This window comes from Pseudomonas sp. NFPP28 (assembly GCF_900115535.1).
Taxonomy (GTDB): Bacteria; Pseudomonadota; Gammaproteobacteria; order Pseudomonadales; family Pseudomonadaceae; genus Aquipseudomonas; species Aquipseudomonas extremorientalis.
Genome location: NZ_FOWT01000006.1, coordinates 363009 through 382201, shown reverse-complemented (window position 1 = coordinate 382201; position 19193 = coordinate 363009). Strand labels below are relative to the sequence as shown.

The window sequence follows — 19193 nt, the reverse complement described above, 5'->3', positions numbered from 1 at the left end:
AAAGGGTTTTGGTCATTACCTAAAGATTGACCCGGGGCCGTTCGGCAGAGTTTCAATTATTTTCGTCGGGCATTTCATCGCCGACCGCAGGTTTGGCTTTATGTTTTGCGGCCAACCCACGAGAATGCCCGGCACATTCAGGCTACAACGCTGAATAACAGATCCCGTAGGAAGGTTATGAAACTCAATAAAGCACAGGCCATCGCCCGCAGAAACACCGAACTGGGCGGTGCCGTACTCGGCGTCAACAACTGCCACTTCACCGACCTGGACCGCAAGCGCAACATCTGGTGGTTCGACCTGCCAGTGGGCCGGATTGCCGTGGGCCAGTACGAGTGGATCCACCTGTTGATGCACAACGCCGAGACCGATCAGTTGCTGCACCTGAAGGTGCCGACGGTGTTCCTGCGTGAAAAGCTCGAAGGCCTGGTGGTGCGCAATGCGGGCAAGCGCAAGCCTGAGATCACTCTGGAGCTGAGCGCGGACAAGGACTCGTTCTTGAAAGATGTGCGCCCCGCCGGGGCTGGCGTGAGCTTCGCGCAGTTCGCCCTATAGAAACCGCTGTTCAAAATGTGGGAGGGGGCAAGCCCCCTCCCACATTTGTATAGCGTTACTTTTTAAGACCGAGCTTCTTCAACTCTTCATCACGCAGCTCACGCCGCAGGATCTTGCCTACGTTGGTGGTCGGCAGGGCATCGCGGAACTCGACAGCCTTGGGCACTTTATAGGCCGTGACGTTGGCGCGCATATGCTCCATCACTTGGTCCTTGGTCAGGGTGGCACCCGGCTTGACCACGATAAAAAGCTTGATGTGCTCCCCGGACTTCTCGTCCGGCACACCAATGGCCGCGCACTGCAGCACGCCCGGCAGGCCCGCCAGTACGTCTTCCAGCTCGTTGGGGTATACGTTGAAGCCCGAGACCAGGATCATGTCTTTCTTGCGATCGACAATGCGCATGTAGCCGTCCGGCTGGATGATCGCGATGTCACCGGTCTTGAGCCAGCCTTCGCTGTCGAGCATCTCGTCGGTGGCGTCCTGGCGCTGCCAATAGCCCTTCATCACTTGCGGGCCTTTGACGCACAGCTCGCCGGTTTCACCCAGTGCGAGTTCGGTGCCGTCGTCGGCGATGACCTTGCAGACGGTGGACGGCACCGGGATGCCGATGGTGCCGATCTGGATATGCTGGATCGGATTGACCGTGGCCACCGGGCTGGTCTCGGTCATGCCGTAGCCTTCGCAGATGCCACAGCCGGTCACGGCCTTCCAACGCTCGGCCGCCGCCAGTTGCAGGGCCATGCCGCCGGACAGGGTGACTTTCAGCGCAGAGAAATCCAGCTTGCGGAACGCCTCGTTGTTGCACAGCGCCACAAACAGCGTGTTCAGGCCGACAAAGCCGCTGAACTTCCACTTCGACAGTTCCTTGACCATCGCCGGCAGGTCGCGCGGGTTGCTGATCAGGATGTTGTGGTTGCCGATCAGCATCATCGCCATGCAATGAAAGGTGAACGCGTAAATGTGGTAAAGCGGCAGCGGCGTGATCAGGATCTCGCAGCCTTCATTCAGGTTGGAGCCCATCAGCGCCTTGCATTGCAACATGTTGGCGACCAGGTTGCGGTGGGTGAGCATCGCGCCCTTGGCTACGCCGGTGGTGCCGCCGGTGTATTGCAGCACGGCCACATCGCTGCTGGCCGGACTGGCATCGCTGACCGGTTGGCCGTGCCCCTTGGCCAGCACGTCGTTGAACTTGATCGCCTTGGGCAGGTGATAGGCCGGGACCATTTTCTTCACGTACTTGATAACGCTGTTGATCAGCAGGCGCTTGAGCGGCGGCAACAGGTCGGCGACTTCGGTGACGATCACATGCTTGACGGCGGTCTTGGGCACGACCTTTTCCGCCAGGTGCGCCATGTTGGCAAGGCACACCAGGGCCTTGGCGCCAGAGTCGTTGAATTGGTGTTCCATTTCCCGCGCGGTGTACAGCGGGTTGGTGTTGACCACGATCAGGCCGGCGCGGATGGCGCCGAACACGGCGACCGGGTATTGCAGGACGTTGGGCAGTTGCACGGCGATTCGGTCGCCGGGCTTCAAGTCGGTGTGCTGTTGCAGGTACGCGGCGAAGGCGCCGGACAGTTCGTACAATTCACCGTAGGTGATGGTCTTGCCCAGGTTGCTGAAAGCCGGTTTGTTGGCGAAGCGCTGGCAGGACTGCTTCAGTACCGCCTGAATATTCGGATACTCGTCTGGATTGATTTCTGCGGCAATCCCGGCGGGGTACTTATCCTTCCAAAAGTCTTCGTTCATGGAAGCCCACTCCTCAGCGACGTCAGCGACGCGAATTCATCATCGCATTTGATGCGATTATTATTGGTGTATGTTTTTTTAGGTGAATCTGGCGCTTTCAAGCAGGCCGAGACGTCACAAAGCGCGCCGAGAGTAGCAGCTTTGCCAAAGGCCGCCTAGAGCCAAAAGAGGGGGTCACGGTCATAAACACGACTGTCCTACAATATTTGGTCACACTTTAAACCAAGCTGAAATAGCGGCATAGATGGCTCTGGAACGGGGCTTTCAGAACAACACAGTACAAATGTGGGAGGGGGCTTGCCCCCGATGGCAGTGGTTCAGTCTACGCATCTGGTGACTGACCCACCGCCATCGGGGGCAAGCCCCCTCCCACTTTTTTTCAGCATATTTCAGGTCAAGCGATATCGCGCAACTCACGCCGCAAGATCTTGCCCACCGGCGTCATCGGTAACGAGTCGCGCAACACGATGTGCTTGGGCACCTTGTATCCCGTGAAGTTGGTCTTGCAGTATGCCTTCAACTCTTCAAGGCTCACCCCTTGGGCACGCGCCACCACGAACAGCTTCACCGCCTCCCCCGTGCGTTCATCCGGCACGCCGATCACCGCGCAGTTGGCCACTGCCGGGTGGGCCATCACGACATCCTCGATTTCGTTGGGATACACGTTGAAGCCCGAGACGATGATCAAGTCTTTCTTACGGTCAACGATGCGCACAAAGCCATCGTCATCGATCACCGCGATATCACCGGTCTTGAGCCAGCCTTCGGCGTCCAGCGCCTCGGAGGTGGCGGCCGGCTGCTGCCAGTAGCCCTTCATCACCTGCGGGCCCTTGATACACAGTTCACCGCGCTCGCCCAATGGCAGCTCAACACCCTGATCATCGATCACTTTCATCGCCGTGCCCGGCACCGGAATACCCACCGTCCCCAGGCGGGATTTGCTGCCGTAGGGGTTGGTGCTGGCCACCGGTGATGTTTCTGTCAGGCCATAACCCTCGCCAATCGCGCAACCGGTAATCTGCTGCCAGCGTTCGGCCGTGGCCTTGATCAGCGCAGTGCCGCCGGAATTGGTGAGCTTGAGGTGGGAGAAGTCCAGGGTCTTGAAGTCCGGGTGGTCCATCAACGCCACAAATAGCGTGTTGAGCCCCAGCAGCCCGGTGAACCGCCACTTTTTCAGTTCCTTGATGAAGCCGCCGATGTCTCGCGGATTGGTGATCAGCACGTTGTGATTGCCCGAGACCATCATGCACATGCAATTCGCCGTGAAGGCATAGATATGGTAAAGCGGCAGCGGCGCGATCATCACCTCCTGCCCTTCCTTGATCAGCGGATGACCGTCATCGCCGGTCTGGGACATACAGGCGCGCACCTGTTGCATGTTCGCCACCAGGTTGCCATGGGTGAGCATCGCGCCCTTGGCCAGGCCGGTGGTGCCGCCGGTGTATTGCAGCACCGCGATGTCGTCCAGTGTGACGGGGTGGCGGGTCACGCCCAGGCCCGCGCCCATGTGCAGGGCGCGCTTGAATGACACCGCGCGCGGCAGGTTGTAGGCCGGCACCATCTTCTTGACCTTGTCGACCACCGTGTTGATCAGCCACCCTTTGGCAGCGGGCATGAAGTCGCCCATCTTGGCTTCGATCAGGTAGTCGATCTCGGTGTCGCTGCACACCTCCTGCACCCGCGAACCGAACAGGTTGAGGTAGACCAGCGCACGCACGCCGGCGTCCTTGAACTGGTGACGCATCTCGCGCGGGGTGTAAAGCGGGTTGGTGTTGACCACGATCAGCCCGGCGCGCAAGGCGCCGAACACCGCAATCGGGTAATGCAGCACGTTGGGCATCTGCACCGCGATGCGCTCGCCCGGCTTGAGGTCGGTGTGCTGCTGCAGGTAGCCGGCGAACGCGGCGCTCTGGCGTTCCAGTTCGGCGTAGGTCAGGGTGATGCCCATGTTGCTGAATGCCGGACGGTCGGCGAAGGCCTTGCAGGAGCGCTCGAAGACTTCGATCACCGACTTGTAGGCAGAGAGGTCAATGTCGTTGGGAACGCCCGCTGCGCGTTTGTCATTCCAGAAATCAGGTTGCATTATTCTTGTCCTCTTACCTGAGTGTGTCCGGCCGCTTTCTGACTGCTATGAAAAGCGGAGCTTTGGGGACGTTAGCAGCTATGGCCAAACAGGCAAATACAGGAAAGAGCGTCATTAATTGCGTGAATCTTCCTACAAGGCTTCGCACTGATCAGACGCAGCCGTGCGGATGAGCTATACACTGCAACGACGCTGAGCAGACCTTGAGCAGACCTTGAGCAAAGGAACCGCCATGAACCACACCTCCTTCTGGCTGACCGCGAATGACCGCAGCCGCCTGTACGTCAATCAATGGATGCCCGACGCTCCGCCCAGGGCGCTGGTGATGCTGTCCCATGGCATGGCCGAGCACAGCGGGCGCTATGCGCGCCTGGCGCAAGCCCTGTGCGACGCTGGCTACGGTTTATATGCGCCGGACCAACGGGGTCACGGCCGCACCGCCGACGAAGGCACCCTGGGCCTGTACGCCGAGCACGACGGCTGGAACAAGGTGGTGGGCGACCTCGCCAGCCTCAACCAGCACATCGGCCAGCAGCAGCCGGGGTTGCCGATCATCTTGCTGGGGCACAGCATGGGCAGCTATATCGCCCAGGCCTATCTGCTGCACCACAGCGCCAGCCTGGATGGGGCGATTCTCAGCGGTTCGAATTTCCAGCCGGTGGCGCTGTACCGCGCGGCGCGATTGATCGCACGGGTCGAACGACTGCGCCAGGGATTGCGCGGGCGCAGTGCGCTGATCGATTTCCTGTCGTTTGGATCGTTCAACAAGGCGTTCAAACCCAATCGCACCGCTTTCGATTGGCTCAGCCGTGACCCGGCCGAAGTGGACAAGTACATCAACGACCCACTGTGCGGGTTCCGCTGCACCAACCAGCTGTGGATCGACCTGCTCGGCGGCTTGCAGCAAATCAGCAAAGCGTCCAATCTCGCGCAGATCGACCCGGGCCTGCCGATCCTGGTGATGGGTGGCGAATGTGATCCGGTGAGCGAAGGCAAGCGTCTCAACAGCCTGGCCGACGCCCTGCGTGAAGCGGGCTGCCAGCACCTGCAACTGAATATCTACCCGCAGGCGCGCCATGAAGTGTTCAACGAAACCAACCGTGATGAAGTCACGGCGGATGTACTGAGCTGGCTCGACCAGGCCCTGACCTTGCGCAGACCGGCGCGATGCGAATAAATTTTCGATTAAAATCAGTCAGTTAAATTACCGATTAGCCACAGGATGCACGTTTAGATGACCCAGGTAACCAACACCCCGTACGAAGCCCTCGAAGTCGGCCAGACCGCCAGTTACAGCAAGTTGGTGGAGGAGCGTGATATCCAGCTGTTCGCCGCCATGTCCGGCGACCACAACCCGGTGCACCTGGATGCCGAGTACGCAAAGGCGACCATGTTCAAGGAGCGTATCGCCCACGGCATGTTCAGCGGTGCCCTGATCAGCGCAGCCGTTGCCTGCGAGCTGCCTGGGCCGGGCACGATCTACATCGGCCAGCAGATGAGCTTCCAGAAGCCAGTGAAAATCGGCGACACCCTGACCGTGCGCCTGGAAATCCTCGAGAAGCTGCCAAAGTTCCGCGTGCGCATCGCCACGCGTGTGTTCAACCAGCGCGATGAGTTGGTGGTGGATGGCGAGGCGGAAATCCTGGCGCCGCGCAAGCAGCAGGTGGTGACGCTGACCGAGTTGCCGCCGATCAGCATTGGCTGAAGTCTACGCAAGACAAATGTGGGAGGGGGCTTGCTCCCGATAGCGATAGATCAGTCGATATTTCAATGACTGAGGCACTGCTATCGGGGGCAAGCCCCCTCCCACATTCTTTTACAGCGCAGGGCTTACGACTGAGCGCGAGCCTGGTTACGCAGAGCTTTCACCTGGTCGTGGTTGCGTTGCACGCCGTGGTACTGACGCTCAACCAGGTCACGAATGCCCAGCAGGTTGTGCTTGTTGATCTTCTCGATCGCTTCCTTGTAAGCCTTCAGTGCGTGGTCTTCACCGCGCTCGGCTTCGTTCAGCACCGCTTCTTCATCTTTACCGGTGAGCATCGACTTCACGTCGACCCAACCACGGTGCAAAGCGCCGGCAACGCTGCCGGAATCTTCCGGATCGCCACCCAGGGCACGCACGGCGGTTTTCAGCTCGGCGGCAGCGGTGGCGCAGTCGGCGGAACGCTTGGCGAACAGGGCTTTGAGCTCTGGGTGCTTGATGTCTTCAGCGCACTCCTTGAAACCCTTTTGGCCGTCGATGCTGGTTTCGATCAGGTCGTTCAGTACGGAGATCGATTCTTTATTGATGTCAGTCATTTTTCAATTCCTTGTACGGGTTAGAAGGTTGTCTTAGTGATTGCAGCGCCCGTGCCAGGTTTTAAAAAAACAAAATACATATATATTTCAATCACTTAAGATTAATTGAACCATCTGTATGTATGTTATTTGCATGATCTGTCATTTGGCCTTCATGCAGAATGCCTGTATTTTCCAAGGTCACGACTCAACCCTCCGAGCCTTCATGAATCCCGAAAAACTCGCACTGCTGATCACCCGCGAAATGCCCTTCGGCAAATACAAGGGACGGATCATCGCCGACCTTCCTGGCCCCTACCTCAACTGGTTCGCCCGTGAAGGTTTCCCCCACGGCGAACTCGGCGGCTTGTTGGCGTTGATGCAGGAAATCGACAGCAACGGATTGTCCGAGTTACTCGAACCGCTACGTGCCAAACACGGCAAACCCGCCCCGCGCCATTGAGAGCTCCCAATGCCACGCAATGCTGACAACGAACAACATTGGCAGGCCGTTTCCGAGCGCTACGCCTTGGAGACCGGCCCGATCAACCTGGAAAACGGTTACTTCGGGCGTATGAGCCGAACGGTGCAATCCCATTACCTGGACCAGGTTGCGCTTATCAACCGGAGTAATTCGCTGCATGTGCGCCAGCGCTTCGAGCAAGGCGAGAACGTCGAGATTCGTCGGCAACTGGCCGAGCTGATTGATGTGGCCCCGAAGTCGGTGGCCTTTACCCGCAACGCCACCGAAGCCTTGCAATCACTGATCCGCAACTACAACCGCCTGCAACCGGGCGACCAGGTGCTGATCAGTGACCTGGAGTACGACACGGTCAAGGGTGCCATGCGTTGGCTGGCCGGCGTTCGCGGGGTGGAGGTGATCGAACTGTCCCACACACACCCGGCCAGTTTCGACAGCCTGGTGCAGACGTATCTTGATGCGTTCGTCCAGTACCCACGTCTGAAGCTGATGGCGCTGACCCACGTCACCCACCGCACCGGCCTGGTGATGCCCGTCGAAGCGGTCGCCAGGGCGGCGCGCGAGCATGGCGTGGACGTGATCCTCGACGGTGCCCATGCCCTGGGCCAGATCGAGTTCAACCTGGCCGAGCTGGGCATTCAGTTTGCCGGCTTCAACCTGCACAAATGGATCGGCGCGCCACTGACCCTGGGCTTCCTGTACATCGCCCCGGAGCGCCTGGCCGATATCGACCCGGACATGGGTGAGTTTCACTACCCCGCCACCGATGTGCGTGCGCGTACGTCCTACAGCACGCCGAACTTTCCGGCGCTGATGACCTTGCCGCTGGTGTTTGAAGAGCATCGCCAATTAGGTGGCTCGGCGGAAAAAGGCGCACGGGTGAATTACCTGCGCAACCTGTGGGTCAGCCAGGTGCGGGCATTGCCGGGGATCGAGGTGCTGACGCCGGATGATCCGAGGGTGTATTGCGGGATTACGGCGTTCAAGTTCAGCGGGCGGGATCAGCAGGCGATGGTCGATAGACTGCTCAAGGACTACAACCTGTTTGTCACTACCCGAACCGGTGCGTCGTTCGGCACCTGTATCCGGGTGACACCGGGGCTGGTGACGTCGGCAACCGAGATCGCCGTGCTGGTCAAAGCCATCACCGAGTTGAGCGTCGGCTAAGCGCCTTTTCTGCAGACAAAAAAAAGCGGTACACCGACCAAGTGCACCGCAAAAATGCCGTCAAGCACAGCAACAACGATTCAGTAAAAGCAGATCAATCCAGCAGGGCCAGCGCCTGCGCGGTAACTTCCTGGATACGCGCCCAGTCGCCGTTCTTGACCCATTCCGGGTCGAGCATCCAGCTACCGCCCACGCACATCACGTTTTTCAACGCCATGTAGTTTTTGATGTTGGCCGGGCCCACGCCGCCGGTCGGGCAGAATTTCACTTCGCCGAACGGGCCGCCCAGGGCCTTGATCGCCGCCACGCCGCCGCTGACTTCCGCCGGGAACAGCTTGAAGCGGCGATAACCCAGGCCATAGCCTTCCATGATGCCGGAGGCATTGCTGATGCCCGGCAGCAGCGGGATCGGGCTGTGTACCGAAGCTTCCAGCAAGTCGCGGGTGATGCCGGGGGTGACGATGAATTGCGAGCCGGCCACTTCGGCCGCTTCGAGCATGTGACGGTCCAGCACGGTGCCGGCACCGGTGCACAGTTCAGGGCGTTGTTCGCGCAGTACCTGAATGGCCTTGAGGCCGAACTCCGAACGCAGGGTCACTTCCAGTGCGGTCAAACCGCCGGCTGCCAGGGCATCGGCCAGCGGCAGGATGTCCTGTTCGCGGGCAATGGTGATCACCGGCAGGATCCGCGCCTTGGCGCAGAGGCTGTCGATCAAGGCAACTTTATCCGCCATGGACACGGTCGGTTGAGGGCTTTTCATAGCGGCTGATCCTTGGCTCATGGGCACCAGTAAATCTCTAATGTAGGTTGCAGAAACGCGCGAATCGGCATGGCAGCGACGTCATCGCTGGCCAGCGCGGCGCTCAAGGTGGTCAATTTCGAACTGCCGGAAATCGACAGTACGGTGTAGTTCGCCGTGGCCAGCAGCGCGCGACTCATCGTCAGGCGCTGGTGCGGCACGGTCGGCGCCAGCATCGGCCAGCAACGGCGGGTACCGTCGGCCTTCAACGCTTCGCCCAGGTTGGGACTGTCGGGGAACAGCGATGCGGTGTGGCCGTCATCGCCCATGCCCAGCACCAGTACGTCAATGGCTGGCAATTCGGCCAGCAGGCGATCGGCCTGCTCGGCTGCGTCTTCAAGATTGGCCGCAGCGCTGTACAGGCTCAAGAACCTGGCCTTGGCCGCCGGGCCTTGCAGCAGGTGCTGCTTCAACAGGCCGGCATTGCTGTCGGCATGTTCCACTGGCACCCAGCGCTCGTCGGCCAGGGTGATGGTGACCTTGGACCAGTCCAGGCCCTGCTTGGCCAGGTGCTGGAAAAACGCCACGGGGCTGCGGCCACCGGACACCACCAGGGTCGCTTCGCCACTGGCACTGATGGCCGTGCGCAGTTGCTCGGCCACGTCATTGGCCAGGCCTTCCGCCAACAGCACCGGGGTGCGGTACTCGTGAGGGGTTACGCCCTGGGGCAGTTTCAAATCAGATATCGCCATACCACGACCTCCCATCCCGCGTGATCAGTGCAATCGAGCTCATCGGCCCCCAGGACCCGGCCGCGTACGGCTTGGGCGCATCACCGGATTTTTTCCACCCGGCGATCAGCTGGTCACACCACTTCCACGCGGCTTCGATTTCATCTTTGCGAACAAACAGGTTCTGATTGCCGCGCATCACTTCCAGCAACAACCGCTCGTAGGCATCCGGGATACGGGCGCTGCGGTAGGTGTCGGAAAAATTCAATTGCAACGGGCCGCTGCGCAGTTGCATGCCCTTGTCCAGGCCCTGCTCCTTGGTCATCACTCGCAAGGAAATGCCCTCGTCCGGTTGCAGGCGGATGATCAGTTTGTTGCTGATCTGCAGGCGCTGCTCGGGGGCAAAGATGTAGTGGGACGGTTCCTTGAAGTGGATGACGATCTGCGACAGCTTCTGCGGCATGCGCTTGCCGGTGCGCAGGTAGAACGGCACCCCCGCCCAACGCCAGTTGCGGATATCGGCACGCAGGGCAACGAAGGTCTCGGTGTCGCTCTGGGTGTTGGAGTTCTCTTCTTCCAGGTACCCCGGCACCGGCTTGCCGGCGCTGTAGCCGGCGATGTACTGGCCGCGCACCACCTGGGTGGTCAGGCCGTCCGGGCTGATCGGCGCCAGGGCCTTGAGCACCTTGACCTTCTCGTCACGGATGCTGTCGGCGGACAGGTCCGCCGGCGGGTCCATGGCGATCAGGCACAGCAGCTGCAGCAAGTGGTTCTGGATCATGTCGCGCAGCTGGCCGGCCTTGTCGAAGTAGCCCCAACGGCCTTCGATACCGACCTGCTCGGCCACGGTGATTTCCACGTGAGAGATGTAATTCTGGTTCCACTGGGTTTCGAAAAGGCTGTTGGCGAAACGCAGGGCGATCAGGTTCTGGACGGTCTCTTTGCCCAGGTAGTGGTCGATGCGGTAGGTGCGGTTCTCCGGGAAGAACTGGGCCACGGCGTCGTTGACCTTGCGCGAGGACTCCAGGTCCGAACCAATCGGTTTCTCCAGCACCACGCGGGTGTTGTCCGCCAGGCCGACCTTGGACAGGTTCTCGCAGATAGCGCCGTACACCGCCGCCGGTGTGGCGAAGTAGGCGATCAAGCGTTGTTCGGTGCCGGCGACTTCCGCCAGGGCCACGTAGTCATCGGCTTTCATGAAGTCGACGTGAACATAGGTCAGGCGCGCCAGGAAACGCTGGGCGATGGTTTCGTCCAGTTCCTTGCCGACGTATTTACGCAGTTCTTTTTCAATGTGCGCCAGGTGCTGTTGCTCGGAACCGGCTTCGCGGGCCAGGGCCAGGATGCGCGTGTCGTCGTGCAGGAGCGCGGCGCCATCGAGTTGATAGAGGGCAGGAAATAACTTGCGCAGCGCCAGATCACCCAAGGCGCCAAACAGGGCAAAGGTGCAGGGTTCTACGGTTATCGAAGGCATGATGTTTGTTCTTTTATCAAGTTAAGCTACAAATACCTTTTTTCAAGGCATCACTCAAGGAAAAATGTAGTAATAACCACAACATTTTCCCGAAATACGCATTCCGAGTGGTGGTGTTCAGCTACCCTCAGTAGGATAGGCCACCGCAAAAGGCCACTCGTCGATTGGTTGCCACCCTAATTTGCATCGTCGCCCGAAGGAAAGACTGAATGGACCGCGTGCGAAATCTTCTGGAACAGATCCAGAACCGCCTCGAAGAATTGAACAAGGCCGAGAAAAAAGTTGCCGAGGTCATCCTGCTCAACCCGCAGCAGGCGACCCGCTTCTCCATCGCCGCCCTTGCCCAGGCCGCCTCGGTCAGTGAACCGACGGTCAACCGTTTCTGCCGTTCGTTCGGCGTGAGCGGCTACCCTGAACTGAAATTGCAGCTGGCGCAAAGCCTGGCCAGCGGCGCGGCGTATGTCAGCCGCGCAGTGGAAGCCGATGATAACCCCGAGGCCTACACCCAGAAGATCTTTGGCAGCGCAATCGCGTCGCTCGACAGCGCCTGCCAGGCCCTGGACCCGGCCCTGATCAGCAAGGCCGTGGACCTGTTGATCCAGGCGCGGCAGATCCACTTCTTCGGCCTGGGCGCTTCGGCACCGGTGGCGATGGATGCGCTGCACAAGTTCTTCCGCTTCAACCTGGCGGTCACCGCCCATGCCGACGTGCTGATGCAGCGCATGATCGCCTCGGTGGCACACACCGGCGAGTTGTTCGTGATCATTTCCTACACCGGGCGTACCCGTGAACTGGTGGAAGTGGCGCGCATCGCCCGTGGAAACGGCGCTTCAGTGTTGGGCGTGACCGCCGAAAACTCGCCGCTGGCCAAGGCCAGTACGGTGAGCCTGAACATTCCACTGCCAGAAGACACCGACATCTACATGCCGATGACCTCGCGGATCATCCAGTTGACGGTGCTGGACGTATTGGCCACCGGCATGACCTTGCGTCGCGGGGTGGATTTCCAGCCGCATTTGCGCAAGATCAAAGAGAGTTTGAATGACAGCCGGTATCCGGTGGGGGATGAGTTCAACTAGGCCTGCCTTTGTGTTGGCTGTACTGGCCTTATCGGGGGCAAGCCCCCTCCCACATTTTGACTGTATTCACAGAGCAAAGTGTGGGAGGGGGCTTGCCCCCGATGAGGCCACCAGCAACACAGCTAAACCCCAGCCCTGGCCTGCAAACTCAGATGCGCCCTCTCCCCCGGCGCCAGGCTCGCCCCGGCCATCGCCGACTCCACGCACACAAACCCCGACGCCTCGTTGAAGCTCACGCCCAACAGCGGTCGGCTGCCCGGATGCCACACCACCGTGTCGGCGCTGTCGCCGGTGTCGATGCACAGTTCGCGCTGCCAGGCGTGGTCCTTGAGTTGCAATTCGCCTTCGTGCTGGAACACCCGCTGGCAACCGCCTTCTACCCGCAACTCACCCTCCTGCTGGCAGACCTGGCGGTTGAGCTGGTCGTAACCTTGCGCACCGTCGAGCCCAGACAGCGCTATCTCATCAACATGACCAATACGCCAGTAAGCGTGCAATGCATGGCTCAGTTGGCACGGCAACTCATCCTGATGCTCGGTGCTCAGGCGCAGCTCCAAGGTTTCGCCCAGGTGCGCGTGCAGGTCGACCTGCCAGTCGCACAGCTGCAATTGCCAGTGCAGGCGCACACCGTCGTCGTCAGTGCTGCTGTCGAGCAATTTCCAGTCGATCAAGCGCGCCCAGCCATGGGATGGCCAGGCATTTTCACTCGGGTGACGGCCATACCACGGCCAGCACACCGGCACGCCTCCACGGATGGCGCCGACTTGCGGCCACTTGGCGGCACACCACAACCACGGTTTCTGGCCGGTAGGCTGAAAGTGCAGCAATTGCGCGCCCTGGCGACTGAACACCGCCTGGCACAGCGGATGATCGATCACCAACACATCACGCATCTGAAAACGCTCCCAGGCGAACACCGGACGCTCGCGCAGGGATTTGAAAAAGCGTTGCAGCGGTTGCTCATGCATGTGCCACGGTCCTGATTGTCTTCACAGTGCGACCCAAAAAAAGCGGGTAGCCATGGCTACCCGCAAAATGCGCACAGAGAGAAGGAGCTTATCGCAACAGCGTTAGAACGTAGACTGAATTTTCAGGCCCGCCACCAACGCGTTGTCGACTTTGTCCACGCCGCCAGGCTGGACAACGTATTGCAGGTTAGGACGCACGGTCAGCCAGTTGGTGACGTGGAAGCCGTAGTTGAGTTCAACGTTGTACTCGGTCTCACGGATCGGCGTGTAGAGAGGATTGTCATAGTCGCTCACACCATTGGCGGCGTTGAGCAGTTCAGAGTTTTTCTTCACGTCATCGTTGACGTGCAGGCGCGCGACACCAATGCCGACGTCATCTTTCGGACGCGCGTCGAATGGGCCTTTGTACACCAGCATGAGCGACTGATAGTTGTCGACCAGGTTGGTTTCCTTATCGTGGAAGGTGGCGTTGGCCGCGATGTTCAGGCCGCGGGAGGCATCGCCGTTATGGGTGGTGAGTTGCTGTTGAGCAACGAACCAGTAGCCTTTCTTGCTGCTGCGGGTACGGTAGGCGGCGCGGGTGGTCGCAGCATCATTGCCGTTGATGTCTTCACGGACGTCAGAGGCATCAGCCGCGCTCTTGTAGTAACCCACACGGTATTCGCCCGGCAGGTTGTTGACCTTCGGCGACCAGACCAATTCCACTGGGATCACGGTGCCCTTGGTACCGCTGCCGCTGAGCTTGAAGCCATTACCGTGTTCGAGCTGCGAGGGGTTCTGGTTGTACGCGCCGATCTGCGCATACAGCTCAGGCGTGATGTTGTACTTCACACGGATCGCGGCCTGACTGACCGGCCAGTTGTACCAGGTGTTGACGTAGTTACCCACTTGCGAACCGCAGAACGACAGGTTCTGGAAGTCGCACGGGAAGGTGTTGAAGTCTTCGCCTTCGCCGAAGTAACCAAGCTTCACGTCCAACTTGTTGTCGAACATCTGGTGCTGGATCCAGAACTGGGTCAGACGCACCATATGGCCACGGCCGTACACTTCTTGAGACGAGCTCAAGGTGCCGGCACGCGGATCGCCGATGCGGTCGTTGGAGATGTTCTGGCCATTACGGTTGGTCAACTGGATCTTGGCCTGGGTGTTATCCCAGCCCCACAGTTTTTGCAGGTCGAGTGCCACGCCGAGACCGAACTGGTCAGAGTAGCGACCGGTCTTGTCGTGGTTGTAACCGCCCTTGGCGTTGTAGCCCATCTCCCCAACGTAGTCAGCCTTGATGTCGATACCTTGCTCGATCAGCTTGGTACGCTCACCACCCCAATCGCCGGTCATCCACTTCGAATCAGCACTGAATGCATCGGCCGCCATCGCATTGGCGGACAAAACCAGGGCTGCTGCAGCTGACATTTGGCAGATCAGCCGAGTGTTGTTGTGTTGCTTTTTCATCCCTACATCCTCGTCTTTATTGTTATTAAACTGTTTTTATCTAACGCGGGTTACTTTTTTATTTGAAACAACAACTTAGCTGCTTCAGCGGCCTTTGAATTGGGCCACGTTGTCGGCATGCCCCTGTGCGGGCAATGAAGAAGCAGTGCCTAGGCGTTCGCCAGTGTTGGCGTCGAACAACAATACCTTGGCCGGATCAAATTGCAGGGTCAGGGTCTCGCCGACCTGGGGCGCCACATCCGGCGCCAAACGGCAGCAGACCTTGGTGTCATTGAGCTGCACGAACACCAGGGTGTCCGGACCGGTCGGTTCGGTGACCTGGACTTCAGCACGAATGCTCGACGAGCCGTTGCCCTCACCCGCCGCCAACACGATCTGCTCCGGGCGCAGGCCCAGAATCACATCACGGTCCTCCAGACCTGCGTCGTTCATGCCTAATGGCAATTCGCAACGGGCCTGGCCGCTGTCGAGCAGCGCGACCAAACGACCTTCCTTGCGTTTTAGGCGCATAGGAACGAAGTTCATGGGAGGTGAACCGATAAAGCTTGCCACAAACAGGTTGGCCGGGTCGTTGTAAATTTCTTTCGGCGTGCCAAATTGTTGGATGATGCCGTCCTTCATCACCGCCACTTTGTCGCCCAGGGTCATCGCTTCGATCTGGTCGTGGGTCACGTAGACCGTGGTGGTCTTGAGGCGCTGGTGCATCAGCTTCATTTCGGTACGCATCTCGACGCGCAGCTTGGCGTCGAGGTTGGACAGCGGCTCGTCAAACAGGTAGATCTTCGGCCGACGCGCCAGGGCACGGCCCATGGCCACGCGCTGTTGCTGGCCGCCGGAGAGCTGGCCCGGCTTGCGGTTGAGCAGGTGTTCGATCTGCAGCAGTTTTGCAACCCGCGCCACTTCGGCGTCGATATCCGCCTGGGCCATCTTGCGGATCTTGAGGCCGAACTCGATGTTCTCGCGCACGCTCATGGTCGGGTACAGCGCGTAGGACTGGAACACCATGGCGATGTCCCGGTCCTTGGGGCTCATGCCGCTCACGTCCTGGTCGCCGATCATGATCGCGCCGCCGGTGATGGTCTCTAGGCCGGCGATGCAGTTCATCAGCGTGGATTTGCCGCACCCTGAAGGGCCGACCAGGATCAGGAACTCGCCTTCCTTGATCGACAGTTCGATGTTCTTCAAGGTGTCGGGCAGGCCGGCGCCATAGGTCTTGTTTACATTGCGAAGTTCAAGCGTAGCCATGATTACCCCTTGACCGCGCCGGCCGTGAGGCCGCGCACGAAATACTTGCCTGCGATCACATAGACCAGCAGGGTCGGCAGCCCGGCGATCATCGCCGCCGCCATATCCACGTTATATTCCTTGGCCCCGGTGCTGGTGTTGACCAGGTTGTTCAGCGCCACCGTGATGGGCTGGGAATCGCCACTGGAGAACACCACGCCGAACAGGAAGTCGTTCCAGATCTGGGTGAACTGCCAGATCAGGCAGACCATGATGATCGGGGTCGACATCGGCAGAATGATCTGACGGAAGATGGTGAAGAATCCCGCACCGTCCAGGCGTGCCGCCTTGATCAGCGCGTCCGGGATGCTCACGTAGTAGTTACGGAAAAACAGCGTGGTGAACGCCAGGCCATAGACCACGTGCACAAACACCAGGCCGGTGGTGGTGCTGGCCAGGCCCATCTTGCCGAGGGTGAACGACGCCGGCAGCAGCACGGTCTGGAACGGCAGGAAGCAACCGAACAGCAGCAAGCCGAAGAACAACTGCGAGCCTTTGAAGCGCCAGAACGACAGCACATAGCCGTTCAACGCACCGATGGCGGTGGAGATCAGTACGGCCGGAACGGTGATCTTGATCGAGTTCCAGAAGTAACCGTCCACAGTGGCCCAGGCCTTGACCCAGCCGATGCCGGAGACCACGGTCGGCCAGCTCAGCAGGTTGCCGGTGCTGATGTCTTCCGGGGTTTTGAAGCTGGTCAGCAGCATCACCACCAGCGGCACCAGGTACAGCAGCACGGCGAGGATCAGCACCGCGTAGATCGCGATGCGACTCAGGCTGACAGGTGATTTGGAGGCGAGACTAGTCATGACGTTTGGTCCTCAGCTCGGAGTAGAGGTAAGGCACGATGATCGCCAGGATCGCACCGAGCATCAGGATCGCACTGGCCGAACCCATGCCCATCTGGCCACGGCTGAAGGTGAACGAGTACATGAACATGGCAGGCAGGTCGGACGAATAGCCCGGGCCGCCGGCAGTCATTGCCGCCACCAGGTCGAAGCTCTTGATCGCAATGTGCGCCAGGATCATCACCGCACTGAAGAACACCGGACGCAGGCTGGGCAGCACCACGCTCCAGTAGATGCGTGGCAGGCTCGCGCCGTCGATCTGGGCGGCACGGATAATCGACTGATCGACGCCACGCAGGCCGGCGAGGAACATCGCCATGATAAAGCCCGAGGCTTGCCATACAGCGGCGATCACCAGGCAGTAGACCACGCGGTCCGGGTCGATCAGCCAGTCGAGACGGAAGCCTTCCCAGCCCCAGTCACGCAGGAGTTTGTCCAGGCCCATGCCCGGGTTGAGCAGCCATTTCCAGGCCGTACCGGTGACGATCATCGAGAGCGCCATCGGGTACAGGTAAATGGTGCGGATAAAGCCTTCACGACGGATTTTCTGGTCGAGGAAGATCGCCAGGGTCACCCCGATAACCAGGGTGATGCCGATGAACATCCCGCCAAACACCGCCAGGTTCTTGCTCGCCACCCACCAGCGGTCGTTGTCGAACAACCGCGCGTATTGCGCAAGGCCCGCCCATTTGTAGCTTGGCAGGAACGTGGAATTGGTGAACGAGAGTACAAACGTCCACAGGATGTAGCCGTAGAAGCCCACCAACACGATGAACATGCTGGGCGCCAGCACCAGTTTGGGTAGCCAGCGCTGCAGTGCATCGAACGGCGAGGCTTTGCTGAACACAGCAACAGAACTCATGGGAAAATCCAGTACAGGGAAAAAGGACTACAGGAACACGCCTTATGGGGGGCAAGGGAGTCCCCCCCATAAGGTCAACCGTTACTTGGCGGACTTGATCGCAGCGCCGAGTTTCTTGGCGGTGTCGGCCGGGTCGGCTTTCGGGTCGTTGATGTAGTTGGTCACAACGTCAAAGAATGCACCTTGCACCGCCAGGGTCGTGGCCATGTTGTGCGCCATGCTTGGCTGCAGGCCGCCGGTCTTGGCGTCTGCCAGGAAGTCCTTGGCAGCGGTCTGGGCGCAGGAGTCGAAGCCGTACGAGTCCATTTTGTTCAGCATGTCGTTACGCACAGGGATCGAACCCTTGTTGATGCTGAACACTTTCTGGAAGTTTTCACCCAGCACGACTCTGGCAATGTCCTGCTGACCCGCCGCAGTGCCTTTGTCTTTCTGCTTGAACACCGCCAGGGAGTCGATGTTGTAGGTGAAGGCTTTGTCGGTACCCGGGAAGGCTACGCACTCATAGTCTTTGCCGGCGACCTTCTTGGCGGCGGTCCATTCGGACTTGGCCCAGTCACCCATGATCTGCATGCCGGCCTTGCCGTTGATGACCTTGCCTGCTTCGAGGTTCCAGTCCTGGCCTTTGCCGTCGACGTCCATGTAGGTCGCGACTTTTTTCAGCTCGGTCAGGGCCTTGACCATTTCCGGGCCGGTCAGTGCAGCGTTATCCAGGTCGACCAGGGCTTTCTTGTAGCCATCGGCGCCCATCACAGAAAGCACCACCGCCTCGAACACGGTGCTGTCCTGCCAAGGCTGGCCACCATGGGCGAGCGGAATGAAGCCGGCTTTCTTCAGCTTGTCGCCAGCGGCGTAGAATTCTTCGAGGGTGGTCGGGTTCTTGGTGATACCGGCTTTCTTGAAGACTTCCGGGTTGATCCACAGCCAGTTCACGCGGTGGATATTGACCGGTACGGCAACGTAGTCACCGTCGTACTTCACGGTATCGGAGACTTTCTTGTCGAGCAGGGAGTCCCACTTTTCTTCTTTGGCGACGTCCTTGAGCACGTCGGTGTCGAGCAGGCCGGTGGACGCCCATTCCTGTATGTCGGGGCCTTTGATCTGGGCAACGCCTGGCGGGTTGCCGGCGACTGCGCGGCTTTTCAGCACGGTCATGGCCGTGGCGCCACCGCCACCTGCGACGGCACCGTCTTTCCAGGTGAAGCCGTCTTTTTCAACTTGGGCCTTCAGGACATCTACAGCCGCCTTCTCACCACCCGAGGTCCACCAATGCACAACTTCAACCGTCCCTTTCGAGTCGGCGGCAAATGCACTGAGGGGAAACAACGAGGCAATGGAAATAGCGACGGCGAGGCGATTAATCGCGTTCATCTGAGTACCTTTTCTTGTTGTTATGCATGCAAGTCTTAGGCTTGCGCTGCACGGAGTTTAAACAGGGTTTTTTGAGGCGCA

The 19193-nt window shown here is 59.6% G+C and carries 18 protein-coding genes; 6 read left to right on the top strand and 12 right to left on the bottom strand.

The window, feature by feature from the left end:
* Nucleotides 1-177 precede the first annotated feature (177 nt).
* A complete protein-coding gene (locus tag BM110_RS18215; RefSeq protein ID WP_016973105.1) occupies nucleotides 178-555 on the top strand; it encodes a hypothetical protein in 378 nt (125 codons plus the stop codon).
* A 55-nt stretch (nucleotides 556-610) separates the two neighbouring features.
* Here the strand turns inward: BM110_RS18215 and fadD1 are convergent, their stop codons facing one another.
* Both fadD1 and fadD2 read right to left on the bottom strand, forming a co-directional pair.
* Nucleotides 611-2302 carry a long-chain-fatty-acid--CoA ligase FadD1 gene (fadD1, locus tag BM110_RS18210; protein WP_092246999.1) on the bottom strand — a complete coding sequence of 564 codons (1692 nt, stop codon included), beginning with the start codon at nucleotides 2300-2302 and terminating at the stop codon, nucleotides 611-613.
* Nucleotides 2303-2696: 394 nt separating this feature from the next.
* The gene (fadD2, locus tag BM110_RS18205; RefSeq protein ID WP_092246996.1) at nucleotides 2697-4385 is read right to left on the bottom strand and encodes a long-chain-fatty-acid--CoA ligase FadD2; all 1689 of its coding nucleotides are present in this window, start codon (nucleotides 4383-4385) and stop codon (nucleotides 2697-2699) included.
* Between the two features lie 232 nt (nucleotides 4386-4617).
* On the opposite strand from fadD2, the gene BM110_RS18200 reads away from it, so the two are divergent.
* Together BM110_RS18200 and BM110_RS18195 are read left to right on the top strand one after the other, a co-directional pair.
* Entirely contained in the window at nucleotides 4618-5562 is a 945-nt protein-coding gene (locus tag BM110_RS18200; RefSeq protein WP_093513929.1) for an alpha/beta hydrolase, read from the top strand.
* Between the two features lie 57 nt (nucleotides 5563-5619).
* Complete coding sequence (locus tag BM110_RS18195) at nucleotides 5620-6090, top strand: MaoC family dehydratase (RefSeq protein WP_010208208.1); 471 nt, start codon at nucleotides 5620-5622, stop codon at nucleotides 6088-6090.
* Between the two features lie 125 nt (nucleotides 6091-6215).
* On the opposite strand, the gene BM110_RS18190 is transcribed toward BM110_RS18195, so the two are convergent.
* Nucleotides 6216-6683 (bottom strand): ferritin-like domain-containing protein, encoded by a 468-nt coding sequence (locus tag BM110_RS18190; RefSeq protein ID WP_010208206.1) that lies wholly within the window; start codon nucleotides 6681-6683, stop codon nucleotides 6216-6218.
* Between the two features lie 205 nt (nucleotides 6684-6888).
* Between BM110_RS18190 and BM110_RS18185 the strand changes: the two genes are divergently transcribed.
* Both BM110_RS18185 and BM110_RS18180 read left to right on the top strand, forming a co-directional pair.
* Nucleotides 6889-7125: a DUF3820 family protein gene (locus BM110_RS18185; protein WP_092247157.1), complete on the top strand. Its 237-nt coding sequence runs from the start codon at nucleotides 6889-6891 to the stop codon at nucleotides 7123-7125.
* Between the two features lie 9 nt (nucleotides 7126-7134).
* A complete protein-coding gene (locus tag BM110_RS18180; RefSeq protein WP_093513928.1) occupies nucleotides 7135-8310 on the top strand; it encodes an aminotransferase class V-fold PLP-dependent enzyme in 1176 nt (391 codons plus the stop codon).
* A 94-nt stretch (nucleotides 8311-8404) separates the two neighbouring features.
* On the opposite strand, the gene BM110_RS18175 is transcribed toward BM110_RS18180, so the two are convergent.
* From BM110_RS18175 to zwf, 3 genes are read right to left on the bottom strand one after another with little or no spacing between them, the layout of a single operon-like run.
* The gene (locus BM110_RS18175; protein ID WP_026013852.1) at nucleotides 8405-9070 is read right to left on the bottom strand and encodes a bifunctional 4-hydroxy-2-oxoglutarate aldolase/2-dehydro-3-deoxy-phosphogluconate aldolase; all 666 of its coding nucleotides are present in this window, start codon (nucleotides 9068-9070) and stop codon (nucleotides 8405-8407) included.
* A gap of 17 nt (nucleotides 9071-9087) precedes the next feature.
* The gene (gene pgl, locus BM110_RS18170; protein ID WP_093513927.1) at nucleotides 9088-9801 is read right to left on the bottom strand and encodes a 6-phosphogluconolactonase; all 714 of its coding nucleotides are present in this window, start codon (nucleotides 9799-9801) and stop codon (nucleotides 9088-9090) included.
* Complete coding sequence (gene zwf / locus BM110_RS18165) at nucleotides 9788-11254, bottom strand: glucose-6-phosphate dehydrogenase (protein WP_092246987.1); 1467 nt, start codon at nucleotides 11252-11254, stop codon at nucleotides 9788-9790. Before zwf ends, pgl begins: the two co-directional genes overlap by 14 nt.
* Nucleotides 11255-11472: 218 nt before the next feature.
* Here zwf and BM110_RS18160 point away from each other — a divergent pair, with 218 nt between their 5' ends.
* On the top strand, nucleotides 11473-12333 hold the full coding sequence (locus tag BM110_RS18160) for a MurR/RpiR family transcriptional regulator (protein ID WP_170856097.1): 861 nt from the start codon (nucleotides 11473-11475) through the stop codon (nucleotides 12331-12333).
* 122 nt (nucleotides 12334-12455) lie between these two features.
* Here BM110_RS18160 and BM110_RS18155 read toward each other — a convergent pair whose 3' ends face one another.
* From BM110_RS18155 to BM110_RS18130, 6 genes are all read right to left on the bottom strand, one after another.
* Nucleotides 12456-13301 carry a D-hexose-6-phosphate mutarotase gene (locus tag BM110_RS18155; protein ID WP_071489446.1) on the bottom strand — a complete coding sequence of 282 codons (846 nt, stop codon included), beginning with the start codon at nucleotides 13299-13301 and terminating at the stop codon, nucleotides 12456-12458.
* Between the two features lie 102 nt (nucleotides 13302-13403).
* Nucleotides 13404-14750 carry a carbohydrate porin gene (locus BM110_RS18150; protein ID WP_071489445.1) on the bottom strand — a complete coding sequence of 449 codons (1347 nt, stop codon included), beginning with the start codon at nucleotides 14748-14750 and terminating at the stop codon, nucleotides 13404-13406.
* An 84-nt stretch (nucleotides 14751-14834) separates the two neighbouring features.
* Nucleotides 14835-15995: an ABC transporter ATP-binding protein gene (locus tag BM110_RS18145; RefSeq protein ID WP_071489444.1), complete on the bottom strand. Its 1161-nt coding sequence runs from the start codon at nucleotides 15993-15995 to the stop codon at nucleotides 14835-14837.
* Nucleotides 15996-15997: 2 nt separating this feature from the next.
* Entirely contained in the window at nucleotides 15998-16843 is an 846-nt protein-coding gene (locus BM110_RS18140; RefSeq protein WP_071489443.1) for a carbohydrate ABC transporter permease, read from the bottom strand.
* On the bottom strand, nucleotides 16836-17744 hold the full coding sequence (locus tag BM110_RS18135; protein ID WP_071489442.1) for a carbohydrate ABC transporter permease: 909 nt from the start codon (nucleotides 17742-17744) through the stop codon (nucleotides 16836-16838). The genes BM110_RS18140 and BM110_RS18135 overlap by 8 nt, the downstream gene beginning before the upstream one ends.
* Nucleotides 17745-17825: 81 nt before the next feature.
* A complete protein-coding gene (locus BM110_RS18130; RefSeq protein ID WP_092246984.1) occupies nucleotides 17826-19112 on the bottom strand; it encodes an ABC transporter substrate-binding protein in 1287 nt (428 codons plus the stop codon).
* Between the last annotated feature and the right edge of the window lie 81 nt (nucleotides 19113-19193).